The organism is Streptomyces sp. HPF1205, from assembly GCF_020400825.1.
In the GTDB taxonomy this organism is placed as follows: domain Bacteria; phylum Actinomycetota; class Actinomycetes; order Streptomycetales; family Streptomycetaceae; genus Actinacidiphila.
In genome coordinates this window covers 34,074-60,111 of record NZ_JAINVH010000017.1, presented here as the reverse complement: position 1 = coordinate 60,111, position 26,038 = coordinate 34,074, and the positions used below count along the sequence as shown (strand labels likewise).

General features: G+C 73.0%; 26 protein-coding genes. 19 read left to right on the top strand and 7 right to left on the bottom strand.

The genetic code is table 11. The features are described 5' to 3' along the window. The first annotated feature begins 6 nt into the window (after window positions 1-6). From lspA to K7G61_RS20480, 3 genes are all read left to right on the top strand, one after another. Complete coding sequence (gene lspA, locus K7G61_RS20490; protein WP_225848357.1) at window positions 7-573, top strand: signal peptidase II; 567 nt, start codon at window positions 7-9, stop codon at window positions 571-573. 31 nt (window positions 574-604) lie between these two features. Further along, on the top strand, window positions 605-1,546 hold the full coding sequence (locus tag K7G61_RS20485) for an RluA family pseudouridine synthase (RefSeq protein ID WP_225848356.1): 942 nt from the start codon (window positions 605-607) through the stop codon (window positions 1,544-1,546). Between the two features lie 128 nt (window positions 1,547-1,674). Next, a complete protein-coding gene (locus tag K7G61_RS20480) occupies window positions 1,675-3,264 on the top strand; it encodes a Na+/H+ antiporter (RefSeq protein ID WP_225848355.1) in 1,590 nt (529 codons plus the stop codon). A gap of 40 nt (window positions 3,265-3,304) precedes the next feature. Here K7G61_RS20480 and K7G61_RS20475 read toward each other — a convergent pair whose 3' ends face one another. Then, window positions 3,305-4,414, bottom strand: a complete 1,110-nt coding sequence (locus K7G61_RS20475) for a mechanosensitive ion channel family protein (RefSeq protein WP_225848437.1) — start codon at window positions 4,412-4,414, stop codon at window positions 3,305-3,307. 70 nt (window positions 4,415-4,484) lie between these two features. Here K7G61_RS20475 and K7G61_RS20470 point away from each other — a divergent pair, with 70 nt between their 5' ends. Next, window positions 4,485-5,051, top strand: coding sequence for a dienelactone hydrolase family protein (locus K7G61_RS20470; protein ID WP_225848354.1), 567 nt, complete (start codon window positions 4,485-4,487; stop codon window positions 5,049-5,051). Window positions 5,052-5,180: 129 nt separating this feature from the next. Then, window positions 5,181-8,735, top strand: coding sequence for a DNA polymerase III subunit alpha (dnaE, locus tag K7G61_RS20465; RefSeq protein WP_225848353.1), 3,555 nt, complete (start codon window positions 5,181-5,183; stop codon window positions 8,733-8,735). Between the two features lie 103 nt (window positions 8,736-8,838). Here the strand turns inward: dnaE and K7G61_RS20460 are convergent, their stop codons facing one another. After that, a complete protein-coding gene (locus tag K7G61_RS20460) occupies window positions 8,839-9,000 on the bottom strand; it encodes a hypothetical protein (protein WP_225848352.1) in 162 nt (53 codons plus the stop codon). Window positions 9,001-9,226: 226 nt separating this feature from the next. On the opposite strand from K7G61_RS20460, the gene K7G61_RS20455 reads away from it, so the two are divergent. The 4 genes from K7G61_RS20455 to K7G61_RS20440 all read left to right on the top strand — a co-directional run bounded on the left by K7G61_RS20455 (window position 9,227) and on the right by K7G61_RS20440 (window position 13,012). Next, on the top strand, window positions 9,227-10,426 hold the full coding sequence (locus K7G61_RS20455) for an NYN domain-containing protein (protein ID WP_225848351.1): 1,200 nt from the start codon (window positions 9,227-9,229) through the stop codon (window positions 10,424-10,426). A gap of 69 nt (window positions 10,427-10,495) precedes the next feature. Then, complete coding sequence (locus tag K7G61_RS20450; RefSeq protein WP_374204183.1) at window positions 10,496-11,524, top strand: ABC transporter ATP-binding protein; 1,029 nt, start codon at window positions 10,496-10,498, stop codon at window positions 11,522-11,524. A 2-nt stretch (window positions 11,525-11,526) separates the two neighbouring features. Beyond that, window positions 11,527-12,348: an ABC transporter permease gene (locus K7G61_RS20445; protein ID WP_374204190.1), complete on the top strand. Its 822-nt coding sequence runs from the start codon at window positions 11,527-11,529 to the stop codon at window positions 12,346-12,348. A gap of 34 nt (window positions 12,349-12,382) precedes the next feature. Then, a complete protein-coding gene (locus K7G61_RS20440) occupies window positions 12,383-13,012 on the top strand; it encodes an ABC transporter permease (protein WP_225848350.1) in 630 nt (209 codons plus the stop codon). 19 nt (window positions 13,013-13,031) lie between these two features. Here the strand turns inward: K7G61_RS20440 and ybaK are convergent, their stop codons facing one another. The 3 genes from ybaK to K7G61_RS20425 all read right to left on the bottom strand — a co-directional run bounded on the left by ybaK (window position 13,032) and on the right by K7G61_RS20425 (window position 15,878). Further along, window positions 13,032-13,529, bottom strand: coding sequence for a Cys-tRNA(Pro) deacylase (ybaK, locus tag K7G61_RS20435; RefSeq protein WP_225848349.1), 498 nt, complete (start codon window positions 13,527-13,529; stop codon window positions 13,032-13,034). Further along, a complete protein-coding gene (locus K7G61_RS20430; protein ID WP_225848434.1) occupies window positions 13,529-14,251 on the bottom strand; it encodes an LON peptidase substrate-binding domain-containing protein in 723 nt (240 codons plus the stop codon). The genes ybaK and K7G61_RS20430 overlap by 1 nt, the downstream gene beginning before the upstream one ends. Before the next feature lie 100 nt (window positions 14,252-14,351). Then, complete coding sequence (locus tag K7G61_RS20425; protein WP_225848433.1) at window positions 14,352-15,878, bottom strand: oxidoreductase; 1,527 nt, start codon at window positions 15,876-15,878, stop codon at window positions 14,352-14,354. A gap of 479 nt (window positions 15,879-16,357) precedes the next feature. Between K7G61_RS20425 and hisD the strand changes: the two genes are divergently transcribed. The 8 genes from hisD (at window position 16,358) to hisF (ending at window position 22,274) form a co-directional block, all read left to right on the top strand. Further along, window positions 16,358-17,677, top strand: a complete 1,320-nt coding sequence (hisD, locus tag K7G61_RS20420) for a histidinol dehydrogenase (protein WP_225848348.1) — start codon at window positions 16,358-16,360, stop codon at window positions 17,675-17,677. Further along, window positions 17,674-18,861, top strand: a complete 1,188-nt coding sequence (locus tag K7G61_RS20415; RefSeq protein ID WP_225848347.1) for a histidinol-phosphate transaminase — start codon at window positions 17,674-17,676, stop codon at window positions 18,859-18,861. The genes hisD and K7G61_RS20415 overlap by 4 nt, the downstream gene beginning before the upstream one ends. Beyond that, window positions 18,858-19,451 (top strand): imidazoleglycerol-phosphate dehydratase HisB, encoded by a 594-nt coding sequence (gene hisB, locus K7G61_RS20410; protein WP_225848346.1) that lies wholly within the window; start codon window positions 18,858-18,860, stop codon window positions 19,449-19,451. The genes K7G61_RS20415 and hisB overlap by 4 nt, the downstream gene beginning before the upstream one ends. Before the next feature lie 2 nt (window positions 19,452-19,453). Beyond that, the gene (locus tag K7G61_RS20405; RefSeq protein WP_225848345.1) at window positions 19,454-19,606 is read left to right on the top strand and encodes a hypothetical protein; all 153 of its coding nucleotides are present in this window, start codon (window positions 19,454-19,456) and stop codon (window positions 19,604-19,606) included. A 13-nt stretch (window positions 19,607-19,619) separates the two neighbouring features. Continuing rightward, complete coding sequence (gene hisH, locus K7G61_RS20400; protein ID WP_225848344.1) at window positions 19,620-20,258, top strand: imidazole glycerol phosphate synthase subunit HisH; 639 nt, start codon at window positions 19,620-19,622, stop codon at window positions 20,256-20,258. A gap of 137 nt (window positions 20,259-20,395) precedes the next feature. Further along, window positions 20,396-21,121, top strand: coding sequence for a bifunctional 1-(5-phosphoribosyl)-5-((5-phosphoribosylamino)methylideneamino)imidazole-4-carboxamide isomerase/phosphoribosylanthranilate isomerase PriA (gene priA, locus K7G61_RS20395; protein ID WP_225848343.1), 726 nt, complete (start codon window positions 20,396-20,398; stop codon window positions 21,119-21,121). Further along, on the top strand, window positions 21,118-21,522 hold the full coding sequence (locus tag K7G61_RS20390) for a Rid family hydrolase (protein WP_225848342.1): 405 nt from the start codon (window positions 21,118-21,120) through the stop codon (window positions 21,520-21,522). Before priA ends, K7G61_RS20390 begins: the two co-directional genes overlap by 4 nt. After that, window positions 21,519-22,274, top strand: coding sequence for an imidazole glycerol phosphate synthase subunit HisF (gene hisF, locus K7G61_RS20385; protein ID WP_225848341.1), 756 nt, complete (start codon window positions 21,519-21,521; stop codon window positions 22,272-22,274). Before K7G61_RS20390 ends, hisF begins: the two co-directional genes overlap by 4 nt. 16 nt (window positions 22,275-22,290) lie before the next feature. Here hisF and K7G61_RS20380 read toward each other — a convergent pair whose 3' ends face one another. Further along, a complete protein-coding gene (locus K7G61_RS20380) occupies window positions 22,291-22,923 on the bottom strand; it encodes a TIGR03085 family metal-binding protein (RefSeq protein WP_225848340.1) in 633 nt (210 codons plus the stop codon). 86 nt (window positions 22,924-23,009) lie between these two features. Further along, window positions 23,010-23,975 (bottom strand): hypothetical protein, encoded by a 966-nt coding sequence (locus K7G61_RS20375; RefSeq protein WP_225848339.1) that lies wholly within the window; start codon window positions 23,973-23,975, stop codon window positions 23,010-23,012. 117 nt (window positions 23,976-24,092) lie between these two features. Here K7G61_RS20375 and hisI point away from each other — a divergent pair, with 117 nt between their 5' ends. Together hisI and K7G61_RS20365 are read left to right on the top strand one after the other, a co-directional pair. After that, on the top strand, window positions 24,093-24,467 hold the full coding sequence (gene hisI, locus K7G61_RS20370) for a phosphoribosyl-AMP cyclohydrolase (RefSeq protein WP_225848338.1): 375 nt from the start codon (window positions 24,093-24,095) through the stop codon (window positions 24,465-24,467). A gap of 60 nt (window positions 24,468-24,527) precedes the next feature. After that, window positions 24,528-26,030: an anthranilate synthase component I gene (locus K7G61_RS20365; protein WP_225848432.1), complete on the top strand. Its 1,503-nt coding sequence runs from the start codon at window positions 24,528-24,530 to the stop codon at window positions 26,028-26,030. Window positions 26,031-26,038 lie beyond the last annotated feature (8 nt).

The following is a 26,038-nucleotide window of genomic DNA, read 5'->3' as shown; positions in this document are numbered from 1 at the left end:
CTACACGTGACGGAAGCGGAGCGCACCATCACCACACCGGACACGCCGGACGAGGCGCCGGGCGCGGGCGAGCCGCCGTCCCTCCGCAAGCAGCGGCGGGTCCTGGTGCTGATAGGCGTCGCGGCCCTCGCGTACCTGCTGGACCTGCTGTCCAAGATCTGGGTCGTGCACAGCCTGGAGCACCACGACCCGGTCGACGTCCTGGGCCACTACCTGCGGCTGGACGCGACCCGCAACGCGGGCGCCGCCTTCGGCCTGGGCCAGGGCATGACCATCGTCTTCACGGTGATCGCCGTCGGTGTCATCGTGGTGATCGCCCGCCTGTCCCGCCGGCTCTACAGCGTGCCCTGGGCGATCGCGCTCGGTCTGCTGCTCGGCGGGGCCTTCGGCAACCTCACCGACCGCGTCTTCCGCAGCCCGGGCGACTTCCGCGGCCAGGTGGTGGACTTCGTCGCCCCCGTCCACTTCGCCATCTTCAACCTCGCCGACTCCGCGATCTGCTGCGGCGGAGTGCTGATCGTGCTGCTGTCCTTCTGGGGCGTGGACCCCGACGGGGCGCGGCACCGCGACTGAGACCCCGTCCGGGTCCGGCATACTCGATCGGGTGAGTACGCTTCCCGAAGTCCGTTCCCTGCCCGTGCCCGAGGGACTCGAAGGCGAGCGCGTCGACGCCGCGATCGCACGTATGTTCGGTTTCTCGCGGACCAAGGCGGCCGAGCTGGCCGCCTCCGGCAAGGTGTCGATCGACGGCGCCGCGGCCGGGAAGTCGGAGCGGGTGCGCGGCGGCGCCTGGCTGGAGGTCGAGATGCCCGCGCCGGCCGTGCCCGTGCGGATCGTCGCCGAACCGGTCGAGGGCATGGAGATCGTCCACGACGACGAGGACGTGGTGGTCGTCGACAAGCCGGTCGGCGTCGCGGCCCACCCCAGCCCGGGCTGGAACGGCCCGACCGTGATCGGCGGCCTGGCCGCCGCCGGCTACCGGATCTCGACCTCGGGCGCCGCCGAGCGCCAGGGCATCGTCCACCGGCTCGACGTGGGCACCTCCGGGCTGATGGCGGTGGCCAAGTCCGAGCGGGCGTACTCCGCGCTCAAGCAGCAGTTCCGGGAACGCACCGTCGACAAGCGCTACCACGCGCTGGTGCAGGGCCACCCCGACCCGCTGAGCGGCACCATCGACGCGCCGATCGGTCGCCACCCCACCCACGACTACAAGTGGGCGGTCACCGCCGACGGCAAGCCGTCCGTGACGCACTACGACCTGATGGAGGCGTTCCGTTCGGCCAGCCTGCTCGACGTCAAGCTGGAGACCGGCCGCACCCACCAGATCCGGGTCCACATGGCCGCGCACCGCCACCCGTGCGTCGGCGACCTCACGTACGGCGCCGACCCCACGATGGCCAAGCGCCTGGGGCTGACCCGGCAGTGGCTGCACGCCGTGCGGCTGGGCTTCGAGCACCCCTCGACCGGCGAGTGGACCGAACTGGCCAGCGCCTATCCCGCGGACCTGCAGCACGCCCTGGACACCCTGCGGGCCGAGAGCCAGTGACCGCGCCGCCCGCCGCCGCGGTCGCCTAGTACCGCGGCGGCGCGGCCCGCCGGAACGCACCGCACAAACACCGGCGTATCCGGCGATTGACGGCGGGAGCGCGGTCACCGGCGTGGCACGCTGACGCAGTGGATCAGCTCGCGCTCTTCTTCGGACTGATGCTCGCGGTCATCGTGATGGTGCCGGTGGGCGACAGGACCGGGCTGCCCGCGCCCGTGCTGATGACCCTGTTCGGGGGCGTGCTCGCGCTGATCCCGCAGGTGCCCAACGTCCGGATCGACCCGGCGCTGATCCTTCCGCTGGTCCTGCCGCCGTTGCTGTTCGCGGCCGTGCAGCGCACCTCCTGGCGGCAGTTCGCGGCGAACCGGCGGCCCATCTTCCTGCTCGCCGTGGCGCTGGTGTTCGTCACCACAGCGGCCGTCGCCGCGGTCGCGGACGCGGTGGTGCCCGGCATCACCCCCGCCGCCGCCTTCACGCTGGGCGCGCTGGTGGCGCCGCCCGACCCCGTGGCGGCGACCGCGGTGGCCGGCCGCGTCGGCCTGCCCCGCCGGATGATCTCCATCCTGGAGGGCGAGGGCCTGTTCAACGACGTCACCGCGATCGTCCTGTACCACGTGGCCGTGGCCGCCGCCGTCTCCGGACACTTCTCGGTGCCGCACGCGCTGCTGGAACTGGTGCTGTCCGCCGTCGTCGCCGTCGCGGTCGGCCTCGCGCTCGGCTGGGGCGCCAACAAGCTGATGAGCGTGGTCGGCGACGCGACCTTGCAGGTCGGACTGTCGCTGCTGGTGCCGTTCGCCTCGTACGCGCTCGCCGAGGAGTTCCACGGCTCGGGCGTGCTCGCCGTGCTCACCACGGCGCTGTTCCTGACCGAGTACGCCCTGGGCGCCGACGACGTCACGGCCCGGCTGGCCGGCAGCACCTTCTGGGAGATCGTCGACACCCTGGTGACGGGCATCGCGTTCGGGCTGATCGGGCTCGAACTGCACAACGTCTTCCGGGTCGGCGCCGGGAGCTGGGGGCCGATGCTGTGGCACTCGGCCCTGGTGCTCGCGGTCGTCGCCGGGGTGCGGCTGCTGTACCTGCTGCCCGCCGCTTGGGTGGCCAGGAAGCTGCACCGGCTGCGGGACATGGACGAGGACATCCCGATGACCTGGCAGGAGACCGTCATCATGTGGTGGTCCGGGATGCGCGGGGTGGCCTCGGTGGCGCTCGCGCTCGCCATCCCGCTGACCACCGACGACGGCCTGCCCTTCCCGGCCCGCCAGGAACTGCTGTTCATCGCCTTCGCGGTGGTGCTGGCCACCCTCGTCGGCCAGGGGCTCACGCTGCCCCGGCTGGTCCTGCGGCTGGAGGTGAGCGGCGACATCGAGGCCGAGCACGACCTCGAACGCGACCTGGCGCTGCGGGCGATGACCGCGGCCAGGACCCGGCTGAGGGAGATCGAGCGCTCCGAGCCGCTGGACGAGGAGGTCACGGAGATGCTGCACCGCAGCGCGTTCGACCTGGGCGCCCGTATCTCGCACGACGTGGTCGACGAGGAGCGCAGGGAGAGCCACGCCCGACGGCTCAAGCGCCTGGGGGTGCTCCGCCGCATCCAGGAGGACATGCTCTCCGCGGCCCGCAGCGAGGTCCTGGCGGCGCGCAGCGAACCGGGCTACGACCCCGAGGTCGTCGACCGGGTGCTGCGCCACCTCGACCTGCGGTCGATGCGCGGCTGATCCGGCCCGCGCCGGGCCGGTGACGGTGAGGCGGGCCGGATCAACGCGCGCCGGGCCCCGGGCCCAGGTCCTTGGCCTCGGGCATGGGCGCCGCCTCCCGGTCCTGGCCCTCGTGGAAACGGCCGGGCGCGGGCGCGGTGGCCACCCGGGGCAGCGAGTACGGGTGCTCGCAGCGCAGCCAGTCGATGAGCTGCTCGCGCACGATGCAGCGCAGGTTGAAGATGTCGTCGGCGTCCTTGGCGGTGACCAGCGCACGCACCTGGATCGTCGTCGGTGTGGTGTCGATCACCACCAGGCCCCAGGCCCTGCGGTCCCACTCCGTGGTCTGCTCCAGGATCTCCAGCAGCCGTTTGCGCATCGCGTCGACGGGCGTGGCGTGGTCGAGGTGGAAGTAGACCGTGCCGGTCATCCGCGGGTCGCCGCGCGACCAGTTCTCGAACGGCTTGCTGGTGAAGTACGAGACCGGCATCGTGATCCGCCGCTCGTCCCAGGTGCGCACGCTCAGATAGGTCAGCGTGATCTCCTCCACCACGCCCCATTCGCCGTCCACCACCACGGTGTCGCCGATCCGCACCACGTCGCCGAAGGCGATCTGCAGCCCGGCGAACAGGTTGCCCAGCGTGGCCTGGGCGGCCACACCGGCGACCACGCCGATGATGCCCGCGGACGCCAGCATGGAGGCGCCCACCGTACGCATCTCGGGGAAGGTGAACAGCATCGAGGCGATCGCGATCACCCCGACGATCGCGGTGAACACCCGCTGGATGAGCGTCGACTGGGTCCGCAGCCTGCGTATCTTCGGGATGTTGCGCGAGGTCGCGGCATAGCGCGCGAACGAGGAGTCGATGACCGCGGCGGCGACCCTGACCACCAGCCAGGCCGAGGCGGCGATCAGCACCAGGGTGAGGAACCGGCCGACCGCGGCCGAGTGGCCGTGGGAGACGCGAGCGGCCCGGTAGGCGCCGCGCAGCAGCGCGGCGCACAGCACCACCTGCAGCGGGAGCCGGCAGCGGCGCAGCAGCCCCCACAGCGGCGTCTCCGGGTGGCGGCCGTCCACCGCCCGCAAGGATCGGTCCACCGCCCAGCCGACGATCAGCGTCAGCAGGACGGACGCACCGATCACCAGTACCGGTCGCAGCGCGCTCTCCATGATCACCTCGTCTTTCCCTCCGGGGCTGGCACCATGGTCCGCGTACCCGACCCGACACGAGGACAGCCCTGTGACGATCGTCCTGTTCCATTCCATGTACGGACTTCGGCCCGCCGTCCGGGCGGCCGCCCAGCGGCTGCGTGACGCGGGTCACACGGTGGAGGTGCCCGACCTGTACGACGGCCGCACCACGGACGACGCGGAGGAGGGCCTGCGGATCAAGGACGAGATCGGGCGCGACGAACTGCTGCGGCGGGCCGTCGCCGCATCGGCCCCGCTGTCCGACAAGGGCCTGGTCTACGCGGGCTTCTCACTGGGCGGGTCCATCGCGCAGAACCTCGCCCTCGGCGACGACAAGGCCCGCGGGCTGCTCCTGCTGCACGGCACCTCGGACATCGCGGACGACGCCGCGACCGGCATCCCGGTCCAGCTCCACGTCGCCGACCCCGACCCCTTCGAGCCCGACGACTGGCTGAACGCCTGGTACCTGCGCATGCGCAGGGCGGGCGCCGACGTCGAGGTCCACCGCTACCGCGGCGCCGGCCACCTCTACACCGACCCGGACCTGCCCGACTACGACGCCGAGGCCGCGGAGCGCACCTGGGCGACCGCGCTGGACTTCCTCGCCGGACTGTGAGCCCGGCCGCCCCCGGGACGCGTGCCCCGGCCGGCCTTCGCGGGGAGCCGCGCCCGGCTGTCGTACCCGGGTCGTAGACTCGCCAGCGCCGCCAACAAAAGACCGTGCTCGCCGGAGGAGTCGCCGCCCGTGACCGACCAGCCCTTCACTCATCTGCACGTCCACACCCAGTACTCGCTGCTGGACGGGGCGGCGCGGCTGAAGGACATGTTCAAGGCGTGCAACGAGATGGGGATGTCCCACGTGGCCATCACCGATCACGGCAACCTGCACGGCGCCTACGACTTCTTCCACCAGGCCAAGGCGGCCGGCGTCACCCCGGTGATGGGCATCGAGGCGTACCTGGCGCCCGAGTCCCGGCGGTACACCAAGCCGGTCCGCTGGGGCGCCCCGCACCAGAAGAACGACGACGTGTCCGGCGCCGGCGCGTACACCCACATGACCATCTGGGCCCGCGACAAAACCGGCCTGCACAACCTCTTCCGCGCCCAGTCCCGGGCCTCCTTCGAGGGCTACTTCCGCAAGCCCCGGATGGACCGCGAGCTGCTCAGCGAGTACGCCGAGGGCCTGATGGGCACCACCGGCTGCCCGTCGGGCGAGGTGTCCACCAGGATCCGGCTCGGGCAGATGGACGAGGCGCTGAAGGCCGCCTCCGAGTACCAGGACATCTTCGGCAAGGAGAACTTCTTCGTCGAGATCATGGACCACGGCATCGACATCGACCGCCGGGCCCGCGACGGACTGATGGAGATCTCCCGCAAGCTCAAGGCGCCGTTCGTCGTCACCAACGACTCCCACTACACGTACGCCCAGGAGTCCGCCGCCCACGACACCCTGCTGTGCATCCAGACCGGCTCCAACCTCTCCGACCCCGACCGGTTCAAGTTCGACGGCTCCGGCTACTACCTGAAGTCGGCCGCCGAGATGTACGCGATCGACTCCTCCGACGCCTGGCAGGAGGGCTGCCGCAACACCCAGCGGCTGATCGCCGACCGGATCGACACCGAGGGCATGTTCCAGTTCCGGAACCTCATGCCGCGCTTCGACGTGCCCGAGGGGTACGACGAGGTCTCCTGGTTCCGCGAGGAGGTCGCCCGCGGCATGGCCCGCCGCTACCCGGGCGGCGTCCCCGAGGACCGCCAGAAGCTCGCCGAGTACGAGATGGACACCATCATCACGATGGGGTTCCCCGGCTACTTCCTGGTGGTCGCCGACTTCATCATGTGGGCGAAGAACAACGGCATCGCGGTCGGCCCCGGCCGCGGCTCCGCGGCCGGTTCGATCGTCGCGTACGCGATGGGCATCACCGACCTCGACCCGGTGCCGCACGGGCTGATCTTCGAGCGCTTCCTCAACCCCGAGCGCGTCTCCATGCCCGACGTCGACATCGACTTCGACGAGCGCCGGCGCGGCGAGGTCATCCGGTACGTCACGGAGAAGTACGGCTCCGACAAGGTCGCGCAGATCGCCACCTACGGCACCATCAAGGCCAAGGCCGCGATCAAGGACTCGGCCCGGGTGCTGGGCTACCCGTTCTCCATGGGCGACCGGATCACCAAGGCCATGCCCGCCGACGTCCTCGGCAAGGGCATCCCGCTGTCCGGCATCACCGACAAGGACCACCCGCGCTACAGCGAGGCCGCCGAGGTCCGCGCGATGTACGAGAACGAGCCGGACGTCACCAAGGTCATCGACTCCGCCCGCGGCATCGAGGGCCTGGTCCGGCAGATGGGCGTGCACGCGGCCGGCGTGATCATGTCCGCCGAGCCGCTGATCGACCACGTGCCGATCTTCTCGCCGAAGAACGACGGCGCGGTCGTCACGCAGTGGGACTACCCGAGCTGCGAGTCGCTCGGCCTGCTGAAGATGGACTTCCTGGGCCTGCGCAACCTGACGATCATGGACGACGCGGTCAAGTCGATCAAGGCCAACAAGGGCGTCGAGATCGACCTGCTGTCCCTGCCGCTGGACGACCCCAACACGTACGCGCTGCTCAGCCGCGGCGACACCCTGGGCGTCTTCCAGTTCGACGGCGGCCCCATGCGCTCGCTGCTGCGCATGATGAAGCCCGACAACTTCGAGGACATCTCCGCCGTCTCGGCCCTGTACCGGCCGGGCCCGATGGGTATGAACTCGCACATCAACTACGCGCTGCGCAAGAACAAGCAGCAGGAGATCACCCCGATCCACCCGGAGCTGGAGGAGCCGCTGCGGGAGGTCCTGGACATCACCTACGGCCTCATCGTGTACCAGGAGCAGGTGCAGAAGGCCGCCCAGGTGCTGGCGGGGTACTCGCTCGGCCAGGCCGACCTGCTGCGCCGCGCGATGGGCAAGAAGAAGAAGGAGGTCCTCGACAAGGAGTTCATCCCCTTCCAGGCGGGCATGCGGGAGCGGGGCTACTCCGACGAGGCCATCCAGGCCGTGTGGGACGTCCTGGTCCCCTTCGCCGGCTACGCCTTCAACAAGGCCCACTCGGCGGCGTACGGCCTGGTGTCGTACTGGACGGCGTACCTGAAGGCGAACTACCCGGCCGAGTACATGGCGGGCCTGCTCACCTCGGTGAAGGACGACAAGGACAAGATGGCGCTCTACCTCAACGAGTGCCGCCGCATGGGCATCAAGGTCCTGCCGCCCGACGTCAACGAGTCGAACGCGAACTTCACACCCCGAGGGGACGACACGATCGTGTTCGGCCTCACCGCGGTCCGCAACGTCGGGCAGAACGTGGTCGACTCGGTCGTCAAGTCGCGCAAGTCCAAGGGCCGGTACGCCTCGTTCCCCGACTTCCTGGACAAGGTCGAGCTGGTGGTCTGCAACAAGCGGACCGTCGAGTCGCTGATCAAGGCCGGCGCCTTCGACACCATGGGGCACACCAGGCGCGGCCTGACCGAGCACTTCGAGACCATGATCGACAACGTGGTCCAGGTCAAGCGCAAGGAGGCCGAGGGACAGTTCGACCTCTTCGGCGGCATGGGCGAGGACGACGCCGACGACGGCCCCGCCTTCGGCATGGATGTCGTCTTCTCCGACATCGAGTGGGACAAGACCTACCTGCTCGCCCAGGAGCGAGAGATGCTCGGCCTGTACGTCTCGGACCACCCGCTCTTCGGCATCGAGCACGTGCTGGGCGACAAGGCGGACGCCTCCGTCGCCGCGCTGGCCGGCGACTACGCCGACGGCGCCGTCGTCACCATCGGCGGCATCATCTCCGGCCTGCAGCGCAAGATGACCAAGCAGGGCAACGCCTGGGCGATCGCCACCGTCGAGGACCTCGGCGGCTCGGTGGACTGCATGTTCTTCCCCGCGACCTACCAACTGGTCTCGACCCAACTGGTCGAGGACGCGGTGGTGTTCGTCAAGGGCCGGCTGGACAAGCGGGAGGACGTGCCCCGGCTGGTCGCGATGGAGCTCGCGGTCCCCGACCTGTCCGACGTGGGCGCCAACGCGCCGGTGATGATCTCCATCCCGACGGTCAAGGTCACCCCGCCGCTGGTGGCCCGGCTCGGCGAGGTCCTGGACAGCCACCGGGGCAACACCGAGGTGCGGGTGCGGCTGCAGGGCGTCCGCAGCACCACGGTGCTGCGGCTCGACCGGCACCGGGTGACCGCGGACCCCTCGCTGTTCGGCGACCTCAAGGCCCTGCTGGGGCCCGCGTGCCTGGGAGCGGGCCAGCAGGCCGGCTGAGACCGGGTCCCGCGCCGGCGCGACCGGCGCGGGACCCGGGGAGTGCTAACGGGGGTGCCCCCGAAGAGGCACCCCCGCGTGGCGAACCGCGAGCGGGACGCGATCAGTTGTGGCCGAAGCGCTTCTGCTGCCGGCGCGGCGCCTGAGTGGCGGCGGGCATCATGTGGTCCTCGGCGGGCGGTGCGCCGACCGGCTCCGGGCTTTGCGGGCGCTGGCGTTCACCGCGCTGATCACGCTGACGGTTCTGGTTCTTGTTCTTAGCCACGATCGTGCCTTCCTAGTGAGGGGATGCTGGCCGATGGGGGCCGCATTCAGGCTTGCATGGGAGTACGAACCACGCATTTCGGGCAGTTGGGCAGTGGGGGCCGGAAAAAACGTGAGCCGCGCCACGCCGAAGATCGCGTTCACGGTCATAACCCCCGAGCATTCGGGCAGACTCGGGGGAAGCCTTCGAGAAGTCACTGCCGGGGGACGACCGGAAGAGGTGCGCGATGGACCGCTGCGTCGTCCTGGTGGACGCCGGATACCTGCTGGGCGCAGCGGCGAGCCTGCTGGCGGGTGAGCCGTCGCGGTCCCGGATCACCGTCGATCATGCCGCCGTGGTCGCTGGCCTGCGCCGACGCGCGGAGGACGAGACCGGCCGGCCACTGCTGCGGATCTACTGGTTCGACGGGGCGCCCGACCGCGTTCCGCAACCCGAGCACCGCCGGCTGCGGGTGATGCCCCGAGTGACCGTACGCCTGGGCGCACTCACCCGAACGGACGGCAGGTGGGCGCAGAAGGGCGTCGACGCCGCCATGCACGCCGAGCTGTCCGAGCTGGCGAGGAACCGCGCCTGCTCCGACGTGGTGCTGGTCACCGGGGACGGCGACCTGCTGCCCGGCATGATGTCCGCCAAGGAGCACGGCGTCGCCGTCCACCTGTGGGCCGTGCAGGCCGCCGACGGCGACTACAACCAGTCCGAGGACCTGGTGGCCGAGGCGGACGAGCGGCGGGTGCTGGACCGCGAGTGGATCACCGCGGCCATCCGGGCCCGCGACGCCGCCGGCTTCTGCCCGCCACCCGGGCCGCGCCCCGAGATCGCCGCGATCCTGGCCGCGCCGCTGCCGGAGACCACCGCGCCGCCGCCCCCGCCCGCGCCGGCTCCCCACCACCCGGCACACCCGGCCAAGAACGGATCGGCGCCCGCGGGCCCGGCCGGCAGGGCCGTACCCACCCCCAAGGACCTCGCCGACCTCGGCCGCGCGCACGCCCCGCAACCGCCGCAGCAGGCGGCCGGCGCCACCCTGCGCTGGTCCTCCGACAAGAGCTGGACCGACCGCGCCGCCGACGCCGCCGACACCAGCGGCCTGCCCACCCTCGCCCAGCTCACCACGGCCGAGCAGCGCTGGGCCGACCGCGAGGCCGACATCACCGCCGTCAGCGGCGACCCCTACGAGGTCGGCCAGGTCTTCGCCCGCCGCTGGATCGCCCGCGTCGGCGACCCGGCCCTCATCCAGCAGCTCTCCTCCCACTACCCCCGCGTCCCGCACCGCATCGACGGCGAGCTCCTGCGCTACGCCGCCCGCTTCGGCCTCCTGGCGCACAAGGACGACCAGATCGACGAGCAGGACCGCTACGCGATCCGGGCGGGCTTCTGGCGCGAGGTGGACGGCAAGGCGTCCGCGGACCAGGCGGGCGAGGGCCGCTGAGCGCCCCGGGCGCTCCCCGGCGAACCCCGCGAAGGCCGCAGGGCCGCGGGGCGCGTACCCTCGATGACCGTGAGCACGGGCACGAACGCGCAGACGACGCTCCAGGGGGCCGGGCCGGGCCGCGCGGCGGCCTGCACGGTGCGCGGGCTCGTCAGGACCTACCCGGCCGGCGGCGGACGCCGGCGGTCCCGGGGGAGCGAGGTGCGGGCCAACGACGGGGTCGACCTCACGATCCTGGGCGGCGAGCTCTTCGGCATCCTCGGCCCCAACGGCGCCGGCAAGACCACGCTGGTGCGCCAGCTCACCGGCCTGCTGCGCCCCGACGCCGGCTCCATCGACCTGCTCGGCCACGACCTGGTGCGCCACCCCGAGCGCGCCGCGCGGCTGATCGGGTACCTCGGACAGGAGTCCACCGCCCTGGACGAGCTGACCGTGGCGCTCGCCGCCGAGACCACGGGGCGGCTGCGCGGCCTGGACCCGGCCGCCGCCCGTGCCGCTCGCGACGCCGTCCTGGAGGAGCTGGACCTGGGCCCGATAGCCGGACGTCCGCTCAAGCGGCTGTCCGGCGGCCAGCGGCGGCTCGCCTGCTTCGCGGCGGCCCTCGTCGGCGAGCGGCCCGTCCTCGTTCTGGACGAGCCCACCACCGGCATGGACCCCGTCGCCCGGCGCGCGGTGTGGGCCGCCGTCGACCGGCGCCGCACGGAGCACGGCACCACCGTGCTGCTGGTCACGCACAACGTCATCGAGGCCGAGACGGTCCTGGACCGGGTCGCCGTCCTGGACCGGGGCCGGGTCATCGCCTGCGACACCCCGGCCGGGCTGCGCGCGCTGGTGGCCGACGAGGTACGGCTGGACCTGGTGTGGCGCGACGAGGCCCCGCTGGGGCTGCCCGCGGTGGCCGCCCTGCGCCCGCACGCCGAGGTGTCCGGCCGGCGCTGGACGCTGCGGCTGCCGCAGGAGCGGGCCCGGGCCGCGGTCGCCGAGGTGACCGGGGGGCCCGCGTTCGCCGCGCTGGACGATTTCACGTTGGCCATGCCCAGCCTGGAAGATGTCTACCTGGCACTCGGGGGACGGGGGAAGGGTCTGGTGAAGACGTGACGATCGCCGTACAGCGGCCCGGGGGCGGGCCGGCCGCCGCCGAGCGGCCGCCGTCCCCGCCGGCCGAGCTGGCGCCGCGGGCCCGGCTGGTCCCGGCGTTCGCCGCCGTCTACCGCGCGCAGCTCTCCCGCGCCCGGGTGGCCCGCATCCCCCTGCTGTTCGTGGCCACCTTCCAGTCGGTGGGGATCATGGTCATGATGCGCGGGGTCGTGCACGCCGGGGGCGGCGAGGCCGCCCGGTCCGTCGTCGCCGGATCGAGCGTCCTGGTGGTGGCCTTCGTCGCGCTCAACCTGCTCGCCCAGTACTTCGGGCAGTTGCGGGCCTCGGGCGGCCTCGACCACTACGCCACGCTGCCGGTGCCGCCCGCGGCCGTCGTCCTGGGCGCGGCCGCCGCCTACGCGTCGTTCACCGTCCCGGGCACGCTCGTCACCGCCGTCACCGGATGCGTCCTGTTCCACCTCACGCTGGTGAACCTGTGGGTGCTGGTCGCCGTGGTGCCGCTCGCCGGCGCCGCGCTGTCGGGCCTGGGCGCCGCGCTCGGGCTGCTCGCGCCCCGGCAGGAGATCGCCACGCTGTTCGGGCAGCTCGGCATGTCCGCGGCGCTCCTGCTCGGCGTGCTGCCCGCCTCGCACATGCCCGCGCCCGTGGCCTGGGCCCGCGACGCGCTGCCCTCCACGTACGGCGTCGAGGCCCTCGCGCGCACCCTCGGCTCCGGGGCCACGCACTGGGCCGCCGTCGGCGCCGACCTGTCGGTGTGCGCCGCCGTCGGGGTCTGCTCGCTGGCCGTGGCCACCTGGGCCTACCGCAGGGCGGCCTGCCGGTGACGCGCCCGCCGCGGGCACCTGGCACGATGGGCGGGTGACAGCTCCCCTGACGCCGCATGACGAGCCGCCGTCCCTCCCGCCGTACCCCGGTGCGGACGGGGATCCCGGCGCGCCCGGGAACGAGCGGATGTCCGTACGCGAGGAGACCGTCCGCGGCCTGCTGGTCGCCCTGCTCGTCGCGGTGACCGGCGTGGCCCTCGGGCTGGTCTGGCTGTGGCTGTCGCCGCGGATCCCCATGGTCTCCGACGGACAGGCCGTCTACCTCAAGGACACCGAGGGCGAGGAGGCGGTCGGGGGCGACGGCACGTTCATCCTGATCGCGGCCGCGCTCGGCGTGCTCAGCGCCGCGGTGGTCTTCCTGCGGTACCGCAAGGGCGGCATCGGGCCGGTCCTCGGGCTCGCCGTGGGCGGCGCGCTCGCCTCCGTCATCGGCTGGCGGCTGGGCCTCGCGCTCGGACCCACCACCGACATCGTCGCCCACGCGAAGGCGGTGGGGCCGAAGGTGGTGTTCGACGGGCCGCTGGAGCTGCGGGCCAAGAGCGCCCTCGTGGCGTTCCCGGCGGCCGCGATGCTCGCGCACCTGGCGCTCACCTCGGTGTTCGGGCCGAGGGACGCGGACCAGGACCGGGACCGGGACCCGCGGGAACCCGCGCCCAAGGAGTAGCCGTGCGCGTGCGCCGGCCTCAGGCCCGCGCGATCGGCGCCGTCCTCGCCGAGGTCAGCGCGCGCAGGTCCGCGGGCGCCAGCTCCACCTCCAGGCCGCGCTTGCCGGCCGAGACGAACACCGTCTCGTGCGCGAGGGCCGAGGCGTCGATCACGGTCGGCAGGGCCTTGCGCTGGCCCAGCGGCGAGATGCCGCCCACCACGTAACCGCTGGAGCGCTCCGCGGCGGCCGGGTCGGCCATCGCGGCCCGCTTGCCGCCCGCGGCAGACGCCAGCGCCTTCAGGTCCAGGCTCGCCGAGACCGGGACGACGGCCACGGTCAGGGCGCCGTCGACATCGGCGACCAGCGTCTTGAAGACGCGGTCGGCCGGGACGCCGAGGGCCGCCGCGGCCTCCTCGCCGTACGGCAGGCCCGAGGCGGAGTCGTGGGTGTAGGCGTGGACGGTGAAGGGCACGCCCGCCTTCTCCAGGGCGACGGTCGCCGGTGTGCCGCCGCCGGCCCGTGACTTCCTGGCCATCAGTTCGCGCTCACCGCCTGCTGCGCCAGGTCCACCGCCGGCAGCGACGGCAGCTTGTCGATGAGGGCGCTCTCCCGGCGCAGCAGCCGCAGCTCCGCGCCCAGCCGCGCCGCCGTGTCCGGCGTCTCCAGCAGGCCCTGCTTGACCGGGGTCTCCGCGATCACAGCCGCCGCCACCAGGTAGGACAGCACGGTCGGGTCGTCGGGGAACTCCTGCGCCGACAGCGTCCGCTCCCGCGCACCGGCCAGCCGCTTCTGGTACGCGGTGAACGCCCGCGTCACCTCGGGGACCAGCGCCCCCGCGCCCGTGCCCGTCCGCTCCGGGACCTCCTCGACCTCGCCGGTGAGGTACTCGCCGGACACGTCGAGGGACAGCAGCGAGAAACGGGTGACCCCGGTCGCGACCAGTTCGTAGCCGCCGCCCTCGCGCTCGGCGATGCCTGCCGCGTCGGCGACGCAGCCGTAGCCGTACAGCGCCTCCATCGGCTCGTCGCCCAGGCCCGCGGCGGGCCCGGTGGCGCGGCCCTCCTGCCCGGTGGGGGCGACCTCCAGGCCGTTCCTGATGGCGATCACCCCGAAGCGGCGGGGGGCGTCCTCGGGCAGTGCGAGCAGGTCGCGGACGAGGGCGCGGTACCGCTCCTCGAAGACGTTCAGCGGCAGCACCAGGCCGGGGAAGAGCGCTGCTCCGAGCGGGAAGAGCGGAAGACGAGTCACACCGAGCAGCGTAAGGGCCGCGCGCCCCGCCGCGGGACGGGACCTCGGCACCGACCACGCCCCCGCCGCCCCCGTGTGCACGGGTGCCCCTCACGACCCGCGGTTCACCTCACGACCCGCGGCGCAGCAGGCGGCTGGCGCCCGCGGCGGCGGTGGTCGCGAGCATCCAGCCGAGCAGGGTGAGCGCCGAGGCGACCCACTGAGCCGTGCCGGTCCACCGCCAGGCGTTGTCCTGGCCGAGGTCGATGACCGGCAGCAGCAGGTCGAGGGCGTACAGCGCCGGGCTCCAGTGCGGCTGGTAGCCGCCGGAGTCGGCCGGTGGCGGCGCCGAACGCCCGGCGAAGTACACGGCGCCTAGCGCCCACAGCACCGCCATCCACACCGCGGCCCGCCCTGGCCGGTAGCCGTAGCCCACCGTGACGTCCTGCAGCCACCCCCAGATCCGCCCCGCGAGCGTCAGGGACTCGCGGCGGCGGCGCTGCCTGGCCAGCTGCACCTCCCGGGCCTCGTCGCCCTCGCCGCTCTCCCGCAAGGCGGCGGCCAGCCGTTCGTACGGCTCCGGGCTGTACTCGGGGGTGGCCGTCCGCAGCCAGGCGATACGGGCGCGCAGCGGGAACTCCTCGGCAGGGGCCAGGCCGTCGTAGACGAAGCCGCGCAGGCTCAGCCGGCCGGGCGTGGTCGGCCAGCCGCTGGGGGCGTCCACGAGCTTGCCGACCCGCGCGCCGGACAGCGACACCACGCCGGTCGGCGGCCTGCCGGGTGTGTAGCGCAGCTCCGGGGTCTGGATCCGGCGCAGCGAGACCTGCTGCTCCTCGCCGAGCCGGAACCGGGCCCGGTGGATGATCACCGCGTTGCCGAACCGCCCGTCGTCCAGCCGCAGCCCGCCCTCGCACACGAAGTCCTTGGTGTCCACACCCGGTGGCGGCGAGGTGTCGCCGGGGGAGCCGCCGTAGGGGTTCCACCCGGCGCTCAGGTAGAGGGTGTGCTCGACGGTGACCCGGGGGGCGTTCAGCGCGTAGCGGCCGTACGGGTTGCGCAGGACGCTGCCGCGCAGGCTCAGCCGGCCGCCGATGCGCGCGCTGCGCAGGCTCAGCTCGCCGCTGAGCTCCATCAGTTCGGCCTCCACGTCCTGGCCGACGACCAGTCCGTCCGCCGCGATGGCCTGGTCGTGCCGGTCGCGGCGCGCGACGAGCTGGTTGAGCAGCAGGTCGGTGCCGATCTGCGCGTCCGACAGCCGGATCCCGCCCGGGACCAGGCACTGCGGAAGGTGCAGGTCGCCGGTGACCTGCAACCGCGCGGCCTCCAGGCGGGGGATCAGGCAGCGCACCAGCCGCATGCTGCTCGCCCTGACCTCGTGCAGCATCACCTGGTCGTCGAAGCGGCAGTCGTCGAACTGCACGTACGGTGCGACCGTGCCGCCGGACAGCGCCAGACGGCCGCTGATCCGCACGCCCGCGAGCTTGAGCGCGGCCACCCGGCCCGGGACGGGCGGCGGCGGGTTGAGCAGGAGCTGGGCCAGGGACCTGGCACGTACCGTGCGCTCCTCGGGCCACTCGGGCCCGTCCAGCGGATCGTCCTCCTCGGCGCGTCCGGTGCGCAGGTCGCAGGTCCGCCCGGCCACGAACGCCCGCCACATCCGCCGCTCGGCCCGCGTCCAGTCGGCCGGCGGCCCCTCCTGCGGCGGACCGCCCTGCGCGGCCGCCGCCTCCACGGCTCGCGCGGCCTCCGCGGACACCGCCGCCTCCACGGCCTCCGCGGACACCGCGTGGCCGGAGGACTCCGAAGACATCGCGGGACCGGCCGGACCGGTCGATTCCGTCACAGCCGGACCTCCCCCGTCACACCCTGTACGTCCCCGCACACGCTAGCGTGCCCGCGCGGCGCGCCGGACCCCGTACCCGCCCCGTACCCGGCTCGTCCCGGTCCGTACCCACGCCGTACCCGGTCCGTGCCCCGGCAGCCCCGGGCCCGTATCCGCGCCGTACGGCCGCCGTGCCCGGTCCTCGGGACCGCCCCTCCACGGGCCCGGCCCGCGCCGGGCGGCACCCGGCGCGGGGTGTATCACGGAGCGGACCGTGGAACGCCCGCCATGCCCGGGTCTCTACACTTGGCAGGGTGATCTCCCGAATCGACCTGCGCGGCACCGCCTTCCCGGAGGGCGGGATCGACCGCGACCTGCTGCCCCGTGCCGAGTTCGATGTGGAGGCCGCGCTGGAAGCGGTGCGGCCGATCTGCGAGGACGTGCGCCATCGCGGCACGGCGGCGGTGCTGGAGCACGGGGAGCGGTTCGACGGGGTGCGCCCCGAGCGGCTGCGGGTGCCCGCCGAGGCCCTCGCCCAGGCCCTGCTCGGCCTCGACGAGGCGGTACGCGCCGCCCTGGAGGAGTCGGTGCGGCGGGCCAGGCTCGTGCACCGGGCGCAGCGGCGTACCGACGTCACCACCCAGGTCGTGCCCGGCGGTACCGTGACGGAGCGGTGGGTGCCGGTCCAGCGGGTCGGCCTCTACGTACCCGGCGGCCTGGCGGTCTACCCGTCGTCCGTGGTGATGAACGTGGTGCCCGCCCAGGAGGCCGGCGTGGAGGCCGTCGCGGTCGCCTCCCCGCCGCAGCCCGCCTTCGGCGGCCTGCCGCACCCCACCATCCTGGCCGCCTGCGCCCTGCTGGGCGTGGACGAGGTGTACGCGGCCGGCGGCGCCCAGGCGATCGCCATGTTCGCCTACGGCACCGAGGACTGCCGCCCGGTGAACCTGGTCACCGGCCCCGGCAACATCTACGTCGCCGCCGCCAAGCGCCTGCTCAAGGGCCGGATCGGCATCGACGCCGAGGCGGGACCCACCGAGATCGCGGTGCTGGCCGACGGCACCGCCGACCCCGTGCACGTGGCCGCCGACCTGATCAGCCAGGCCGAGCACGACACCCTGGCCGCCGCCGTCCTCGTCACGACCTCGCCCGCGCTGGCCGACGCCGTCGACAAGGAACTCGACGTCCAGGTCGCGGCCACCCGGCACAAGGAGCGCGTCGCCACGGCGCTGTCCGGCCGCCAGTCCGCGACCGTGCTGGTGGACACCCTCGACCAGGCGCTCGCCGTGGTCGACGCCTATGCCGCCGAACACCTGGAGATCCAGACCGAGGACGCGGCGGACGTGGCCGCCCGCGTGCGCAACGCCGGCGCGATCTTCGTCGGCCCGCACGCCCCCGTCTCGCTCGGCGACTACTGCGCCGGCTCCAACCACGTGCTGCCCACCGGCGGCTGCGCCTGCCACTCCTCGGGCCTGTCCGTGCAGTCCTTCCTGCGCGGCATCCACGTCGTCGACTACTCCCGTGAGGCGCTCGCGGAGGTCGCCCACCACGTGGTGACGCTGGCCGAGGCCGAGGACCTGCCGGCCCACGGCGCCGCCGTGACGGCGAGGTTCGACGGAGAGGTGCCCGGCCGGTGACCCGCATCGACGACCTCCCCCTGCGCGAGGAGCTGCGCGGCCAGTCCCCGTACGGCGCCCCCCAGCTCGACGTGCCGGTGCGGCTGAACACCAACGAGAACCCGTACCCGCTGCCCGAGCCGCTGGTCGCCCGGATCGCCGAGCGCGTCGCCGAGGCCGCCCGCGGGCTCAACCGCTACCCCGACCGGGACGCGGTCGAGCTGCGCACCCGGCTCGCCGCCTATCTGTCGCGTACGACGGGCCACACCGTCGGCACGGACCAGGTGTGGGCCGCCAACGGCTCCAACGAGGTCATCCAGCAGCTCCTGCAGGTGTTCGGCGGCCCGGGGCGTACCGCGATCGGCTTCGAGCCCTCGTACTCGATGCACGCCCTGATCTCGCGCGGCACCGGCACCGCCTGGATCTCCGGCGCGCGCAACGAGGACTTCACCATCGACGTGGCGGGCGCCGCCGCGCAGATCCGCGCGGCGCGCCCCGACGTCGTCTTCGTCTGCTCGCCCAACAACCCCACCGGCACCGCGGTGGCCGCCGAGACCGTGCTGGAGCTGTACGAGACCGCGCTGGCCGTCAAGCCGTGCATGGTGGTCGTGGACGAGGCGTACGGCGAGTTCTCCCACCGCCCGTCGCTGCTGCCGCTGCTGGCCGGCCGGCCCAACCTGGTGGTGACCAGGACGATGTCCAAGGCGTTCGGCGCGGCAGGGCTGCGGCTGGGCTACATGGCCGCCGACCCCGCCGTGGTGGACGCCGTCCAACTGGTCCGGCTGCCGTACCACTTGTCGTCGGTCAACCAGGCGACCGCGCTGGCCGCGCTGGAGTACACCGACACCCTGCTCGGCTACGTCGAGCAGCTCAAGCGGGAGCGCGACCGGCTGGTCGACGAGCTGCGCGGCATCGGCTACGACGTCACCGAGTCCGACGCCAACTTCGTGCAGTTCGGCACCTTCGCCGACAGCCACGCCGCCTGGCGGGCGATCCTCGACCGCGGCGTGCTGATCCGTGACGTCGGCGTCCCCGGCCGCCTGCGGGTCTCGGCCGGCACCCCGGCCGAGAACGACGCCTTCCTGGAGGCGGCGCGCGCCGTCTTCAAGGAGCACGGCACACAGCCGGATACGGCAGCAGCGCCGGGCACATCAGCACAGCCGGGCACACCAGCCGGCACCACCACTTCGGAGGCAACCGCATGACCCGCGTGGGCCGCGTCGAGCGCACCACCAAGGAGACGTCCACGGTGGTGGAGATCGACCTGGACGGCACCGGCCAGGTCTCGGTCTCCACCGGGGTGGGCTTCTACGACCACATGCTCGACCAGCTCGGCCGGCACGGCCTGTTCGACCTCAGCGTGAAGACCGAGGGCGACCTGCACATCGACACCCACCACACCATCGAGGACACCGCCCTGGCCCTCGGCGCCGCCTTCCGGCAGGCGCTCGGCGACAAGGTGGGCATCTACCGGTTCGGCAACTGCACCGTCCCGCTGGACGAGTCCCTCGCCCAGGTGACCGTCGACCTTTCCGGCCGCCCCTACCTGGTGCACACCGAGCCGGAGAACATGGCGCCGATGATCGGCGGCTACGACACGACGATGACCCGGCACGTCCTGGAGTCCTTCGTCGCCCAGGCGCAGATCGCGCTCCACGTCCACGTACCGTACGGGCGCAACGCGCACCACATCGTGGAGTGCCAGTTCAAGGCGCTGGCGCGGGCGCTGCGCTACGCCAGCGAGCGCGATCCGCGCGCCGCCGGAATCCTGCCGTCGACGAAGGGCGCGCTGTAACGATGAACAAGGCCTCGTCCCTCTTCATCCTGTTCGGGCTGTTCCTGGCCGGAGGGGTGTACTCCTTCTGGAAGCAGAAGCAGTCCCGCAGCCTGATCACCCTGCTGGCCATCGGCTCGCTGTCGGCGCTGGCCGTCGGGCTGCTGCGGCTGTGAGGAGGCGGCCGCGATGACGAAGAGCGTGGTGGTGCTCGACTACGGGTTCGGCAACGTCCGGTCCGCCGAGCGCGCGCTGGCCCGGGCCGGCGCCGACGTGGAGATCACCGCCGACTACGACAAGGCGATGAACGCCGACGGGCTGCTGGTGCCCGGCGTCGGCGCGTTCGCCGCCTGCATGGCGGGGCTGCGGGGGGTGCGCGGCGACTGGATCATCGGCCGCCGCCTGTCCGGCGGGCGCCCGGTGCTGGGCATCTGCGTCGGCATGCAGATCCTGTTCGCCCGCGGCATCGAGCACGGCGTGCAGACCGAGGGCCTGGACGAGTGGCCCGGCGTGGTCGAGCCGCTGCGCGCCCCCGTCGTCCCGCACATGGGCTGGAACACGGTCAAGGTCCCGCCGGACTCGGCGCAGTTCGCCGGGCTCGACGAGGACACCCGGTTCTACTTCGTCCACTCCTACGCGGTGCGCGCCTGGGAGCTGGAGACCGCCAACCCGGCCATCCGCCCGCCCAAGGTCGCCTGGACCACCCATGGCGAGCCGTTCGTGGCCGCGGTGGAGAACGGGCCGCTGTGGGCCACCCAGTTCCACCCCGAGAAATCCGGCGACGCCGGCGCCAGGCTGCTGGCCAACTGGCTCGGCACGCTCCAGTGACCGTGCCGGGACCCGGGCCCGCGCCAGGGCCCGGGGTTCCCGGCGGATCCGCACATCCCGCCCGCACATCCCGCCCGCACATCCCGTCCGCACATCCGTCCGTACACCCGTCCGTACCCTGCGAGGACCGCACCCCGATGACCACGCTCGAACTCCTCCCCGCCGTCGACGTCCGGGACGGCCAGGCCGTGCGCCTCGTCCACGGCGAGTCCGGCTCGGAGACCTCGTACGGCGACCCGCTGGCCGCCGCGCTCGCCTGGCAGTCGGCCGGCGCGCGGTGGCTGCATCTGGTGGACCTCGACGCGGCCTTCGGCACCGGTGACAACCGGCGGCTGATCGGCGAGGTGGCCCGCACCATGGACATCAAGGTCGAACTGTCCGGCGGCATCCGCGACGACGCCTCGCTCGCCGCGGCGCTGGCCACCGGCTGCACCCGGGTGAACCTGGGCACCGCCGCCCTGGAGTCGCCGCAGTGGGTCGCCAAGGTGATCGCCGAGCACGGCGAGAAGATCGCGGTCGGCCTGGACGTGCGCGGCACGACGCTGCGCGGCCGCGGCTGGACCAGGGACGGCGGCGACCTGTACGAGACGCTGGCCCGGCTGGACTCCGAGGGCTGCGCGCGGTACGTCGTCACCGACATCGCCAAGGACGGCACCCTCCAGGGCCCCAACCTGGAACTGCTGCGGCAGGTGTGCGCGGCCACCGACAAGCCCGTGGTCGCCTCGGGCGGGGTGTCCAGCCTCGACGACCTGCGGGCCCTGGCCGGTCTCGTGCCGCTGGGCGTGGAAGGGGCGATCGTCGGAAAGGCGCTCTACGCGAAGGCGTTCACTCTTGAGGAAGCGTTGGAGGCAGTGTCCCGATGACCGGCACCCCCGCCGTGCGGCGTACGCAGAGCGACAGTTCCTGGGAGCAGACCCTCGGTTCCGCCCGGGCCGTGGCCGCGGGAAACCTGGTCCTGGTGTCGGGCACGATGCCGCCGGCCGGCGGGGTGGTCCGGGGCGAGGGCAGCCCCTACGAGCAGGCGCTGTTCGCCTTCCGCGACGCGCTGGCCGCGCTGGAGCCGTTCGGCCTGGGCGCGCCGGACGTGATCCGTACCCGCATGTACCTCAGCCACGCCCGCGACGTCGAGGACGTCGGCCGCGCCCACCGGGAGCTGTTCGGCGCGGTGCGGCCGGTGTCCACCATGGTCCTCGTGGCCGGGTTCACCGACCCCCGGGTGCTGGTCGAGGTCGAGATCGAAGCCTTCGGAGGAAACACCTCATGACCCTGGCGGTCCGAGTCATCCCCTGCCTGGACGTCGACGCCGGGCGGGTGGTCAAGGGCGTCAACTTCCGCGACCTGCGGGACGCGGGCGACCCGGTCGAGATGGCCAGGCTCTACGACGCCGAGGGCGCGGACGAGCTGACGTTCCTGGACATCACCGCGTCCTCCGGCGACCGCGAGACCACGTACGACGTGGTGCGGCGCACCGCGGAGCAGGTCTTCATCCCGCTCACCGTGGGCGGCGGGGTGCGCAGCGCCGAGGACGTGGACAAGCTGCTGCGGGCCGGCGCGGACAAGGTGGGCGTCAACACCGCGGCCATCGCCCGGCCCGAGCTGATCCGGGAGATCGCCGAACGCTTCGGCCGCCAGGTGCTGGTCCTGTCCGTGGACGCGCGCCGCACCCCCTCGGGCTCCTTCGAGGTCACCACGCACGGCGGCCGCCGCGGCACCGGCATCGACGCCGTCGAGTGGGCGCACCGCGCCGCCGAACTCGGCGCCGGGGAGATCCTGCTGAACTCCATGGACGCCGACGGCACCAAGGACGGCTACGACACGGAGATGATCGCCGCCGTCCGCGCCCACGTCACCGTCCCGGTGATCGCCTCGGGCGGCGCGGGCAAGGTCGGGGACTTCGCGCCCGCCGTCGCCGCGGGCGCGGACGCCGTGCTGGCCGCCTCCGTGTTCCACTTCGGCGACCTGCGCATCGGCGAGGTCAAGTCCGCCCTGCGGGCGTCGGGGCACCCCGTCCGCTGAACCGGCCGCCGGCCGGTCAGACGCCCAGTGTCGCGCTGTACGCCTTGGCGACCGCGTCCTCGTCGCCCTGCGTCTCGACCGTGGCGGCCCGCTGGCGGCCGAAGGCGAAGACGGCCAGCTCCGAGGGCTCGCCGGTGACGGTGACGACGGGGGAGCCCTTGTGGGCCACCACCGTCTGGCCGTCGGGGCGGCGCAGCACCAGGCCGACCGGGCAGCGGCGGCCCAGCATGCGCGCGACGCGCTCCAGACGGACCCACAGGGCGTCGGCGAACAGCGGGTCGATCGCGCGGGGCGTCCAGTCGGGCGCGGCGCGGCGGACGTCCTCGGAGTGGACGTAGAACTCGATGGTGTTCGCCGCCTCGTCGACCTGCTTGAGGCTGAACGGGGACAGCCGCGGCGGGCCGGTCCTGATGAGCTGGATCAGCTCCTCGTACGGCTTGGTCGCGTACTGCGCGCGGACCCGCTCCAGGCGGTCGGCCAGCTTGGGCACCACGATCCCCGCGGCCGCGTCACCGCGCCGCTCGCGCACCACCACGTGCGCGGCCAGGTCCCTGGTGGTCCAGCCCTGGCACAACGTCGGCGCGTCCGGCCCGGCTCCCTCCAGGATGTCGGCGAGGAGCAGACGTTCACGCTGTGCATGTGTGGACATGACGCCAGGGTAATGACCCCGCGGGTGTACGTCCGCTCCTCGCCACGCGGCGGCACGGGCGAAAGGACGCGGCGGGCGGATCCGGCTCAGCCCAGCGGGCTGTAGAGCTTGACCCCGTTCTTGCCGTTGTTGCGGGTCAGCGAGCAGGTGACCGTCTTGCGACCCTGGATCTCGTACGTGGTCAGCTTCGGGAACAGCGCGTACGGGTAGTACGTGCGGCCGTCCGCCGGCAGGTGCTTGCGCGCGTCGCTGGTGCACAGGGCGAGGGCCTTGTTCTGGATGTCCTCGTCCGTGGCGAAGGTGCCCGACAGCGTCTCGTTGGCGACCACCTGGGCGTCGTGCGCGGAGTGGCACGAGCGGGTCGTCACGTGGTCGACGCTGGGCGTCAGCGTGGGCGCGTCGAAGCACTTGCCCGGGCTCAGTATCACGTACGGCACCACCTTTTCGGTGGGTGTCGGGTCGAGGGTGAAGCTGGGCAGGTCCGACGGCAGGGTGAACGTCGGCGTGGGGATGTCGCTCGGCAGGTCGCTCGGCACATCGGTCGGGATGTCGCTCGGCAGGCCGGACGTGCTCGGCGCCGACACCGAGTGGCTGGTGCCGCCGCTCGGCTTGGCGTCGTCCTTCTTGTCGCCACCGCCGCTCGCGAGCGCCACACCGGCGACGACCGCGCCGACCACCACCACGGCGCCGACCGCGATCGCGACGTTCCGCTTGCGGTTGTTCGGCGGCGGCGGGGGCGGAGGGTAGCCGCCGGGGCCCGGGTAGCCGTAACCGCCGGGAGGAGCCGGCGGCCCGGGAGGTCCCGGCGGGCCGTATCCGCCGGGCTGCTGACCGTACCCCCCGGGAGGCTGGCCGTACCCGCCGGGCTGCTGGCCGTAGGGCCCCGGCTGCTGCGGCGCCCCGTAGCCCTCCTGCCCTCCTTGCTGCGGATAGCCGTAGCCGCCGTCTCCCGGTGGCGGAGGCGGCGGGGGGCCGAAGCCCTGCGGTGGACCAAAGCCGCCGCCCTGCTCAGGGGGCGGCGGACCGTTCGGTGGCGGCGGAGGAAAACCCATGCACGCAGGATGCCCCATAGGAGTGACAACAGCGAGCGACTACCGGTCGGTGGACAACGACCTTGCCCTCTTTGCCATTTATTGAGGCTTTTCTCGTCGCGGAAGATCGGCGGCACAATGGAACCCATGCCGGAGCCCACGTCACCCGCCCCTTCCCTCGACCCCGCCGTCGCCGCCCGTCTGAAGCGGAATCCCGACGGCCTGGTCCCCGCCATCGCCCAGCAGTACGACACCGGCGAGGTGCTGATGCTCGGCTGGATGGACGACGAGGCGCTGCGCCGCACCCTCACCACCGGCCGCTGCACCTACTGGAGCCGCAGCCGCGGCGAGTACTGGGTCAAGGGCGACACCTCCGGCCACGTCCAGCACGTGAAGTCGGTGGCGCTGGACTGCGACGGCGACACCGTGCTGGTGAAGGTGGACCAGGTGGGGGCGGCCTGCCACACCGGCGACCGGACGTGCTTCGACGCCGGGACCCTGCCGCTGGGCTGACCCGTGGGACGAGCGGGCGCGGGCCCGCTGCGGACGGCTAGTCTCTGCGCCATGGACGCGATGGACCTGGAGACGTTCCGCAAGCTGGCGGCCGACCGGCGGGTGATTCCCGTCAGCCGCAGGCTGCTCGCCGACGGCGACACCCCCGTCGGGCTCTACCGCAAGCTGGCGGGGGAGCGGGTGGGCACTTTCCTGCTGGAGTCGGCCGAGAACGGGCGCTCCTGGTCCCGGTACTCCTTCGTCGGGGTCCGCTCGGCCGCGACGCTGACGGTGCGGGACGGGCAGGCGCACTGGCTGGGCGTCCCACCGGTCGGCGTGCCCGTGGACGGCGATCCGCTGCAGGCGCTGCGGGCCACGCTGGCCGCGCTGCACACCCCGCGCGACCTGGCAGGCGGGCTGCCGCCGTTCACCGGGGGCATGGTCGGCTACCTGGGATACGACATCGTGCGCCGCCTGGAGCGCATCGGCGACCACGGCGAGGACGTCCTCGGGCTGCCCGAACTGACCATGCTGCTCACCTCCGACCTGGCCGTCCTCGACCACTGGGACGGCAGCGTCCTGCTGATCGCCAACGCGATCAACCACAACGACACCTCGACCGGCGTGGACGAGGCCTACGCGGACGCCGTGGCCCGGCTGGACGCCATGGAGGCCGACCTGGCCCGGCCGACGCACACCGCGCCCGCCTCGCTCCCGCCCTCCGAACTGCCGGAGTACACCGCCCGCTGGGGCGGCGAGGACTTCAAGGCGGCCGTCGAGGACATCAAGGAGCGGATCAGGGCGGGCGAGGCGTTCCAGGTGGTGCCCTCGCAGCGGTTCGAGACGCCCTGCCGGGCGAGCGCGCTGGACGTCTACCGGGTGCTGCGGGCCACCAACCCCAGCCCGTACATGTACCTGCTGCGTTTCCCCGGGCAGGACGGCGGCCCCGGCTTCGACGTGGTCGGCTCCAGCCCGGAGGCGCTGGTCAAGGTCGAGGACGGGCGGGCCATGGTGCACCCCATCGCCGGCACCCGGCCGCGCGGCGCCACCCCGCGCGAGGACACCGCGCTCGCCGAGGAACTGCTGGCCGACCCCAAGGAGCGGGCCGAGCACCTGATGCTCGTCGACCTCGGCCGCAACGACCTCGGCCGGGTCTGCGAGCCCGGCAGCGTCGAGGTGGTCGACTTCATGTCGATCGAGCGGTACTCGCACGTCATGCACATCGTCTCCACCGTCACCGGGAAGGTCGCCGGCGGGCGCACCGCCTTCGACGTCCTCACCGCCTGCTTCCCGGCCGGCACGCTGTCGGGGGCGCCCAAGCCGCGGGCCATGCAGATCATCGAGGAACTGGAGCCGGCCCGGCGCGGGTTGTACGGGGGCTGCGTCGGCTACCTCGACTTCGCGGGCGACTCCGACACCGCCATCGCCATCCGTACCGCCCTGCTCCGCGACGGCACGGCCTACGTCCAGGCCGGAGCCGGCATCGTCGCCGACTCCGACCCGGACGCGGAGGACACGGAGTGCCGCAACAAGGCGGCAGCGGTGCTCAGGGCGGTGGGAACGGCGAACCGCCTGCGCGCCTGAGCCCCCCT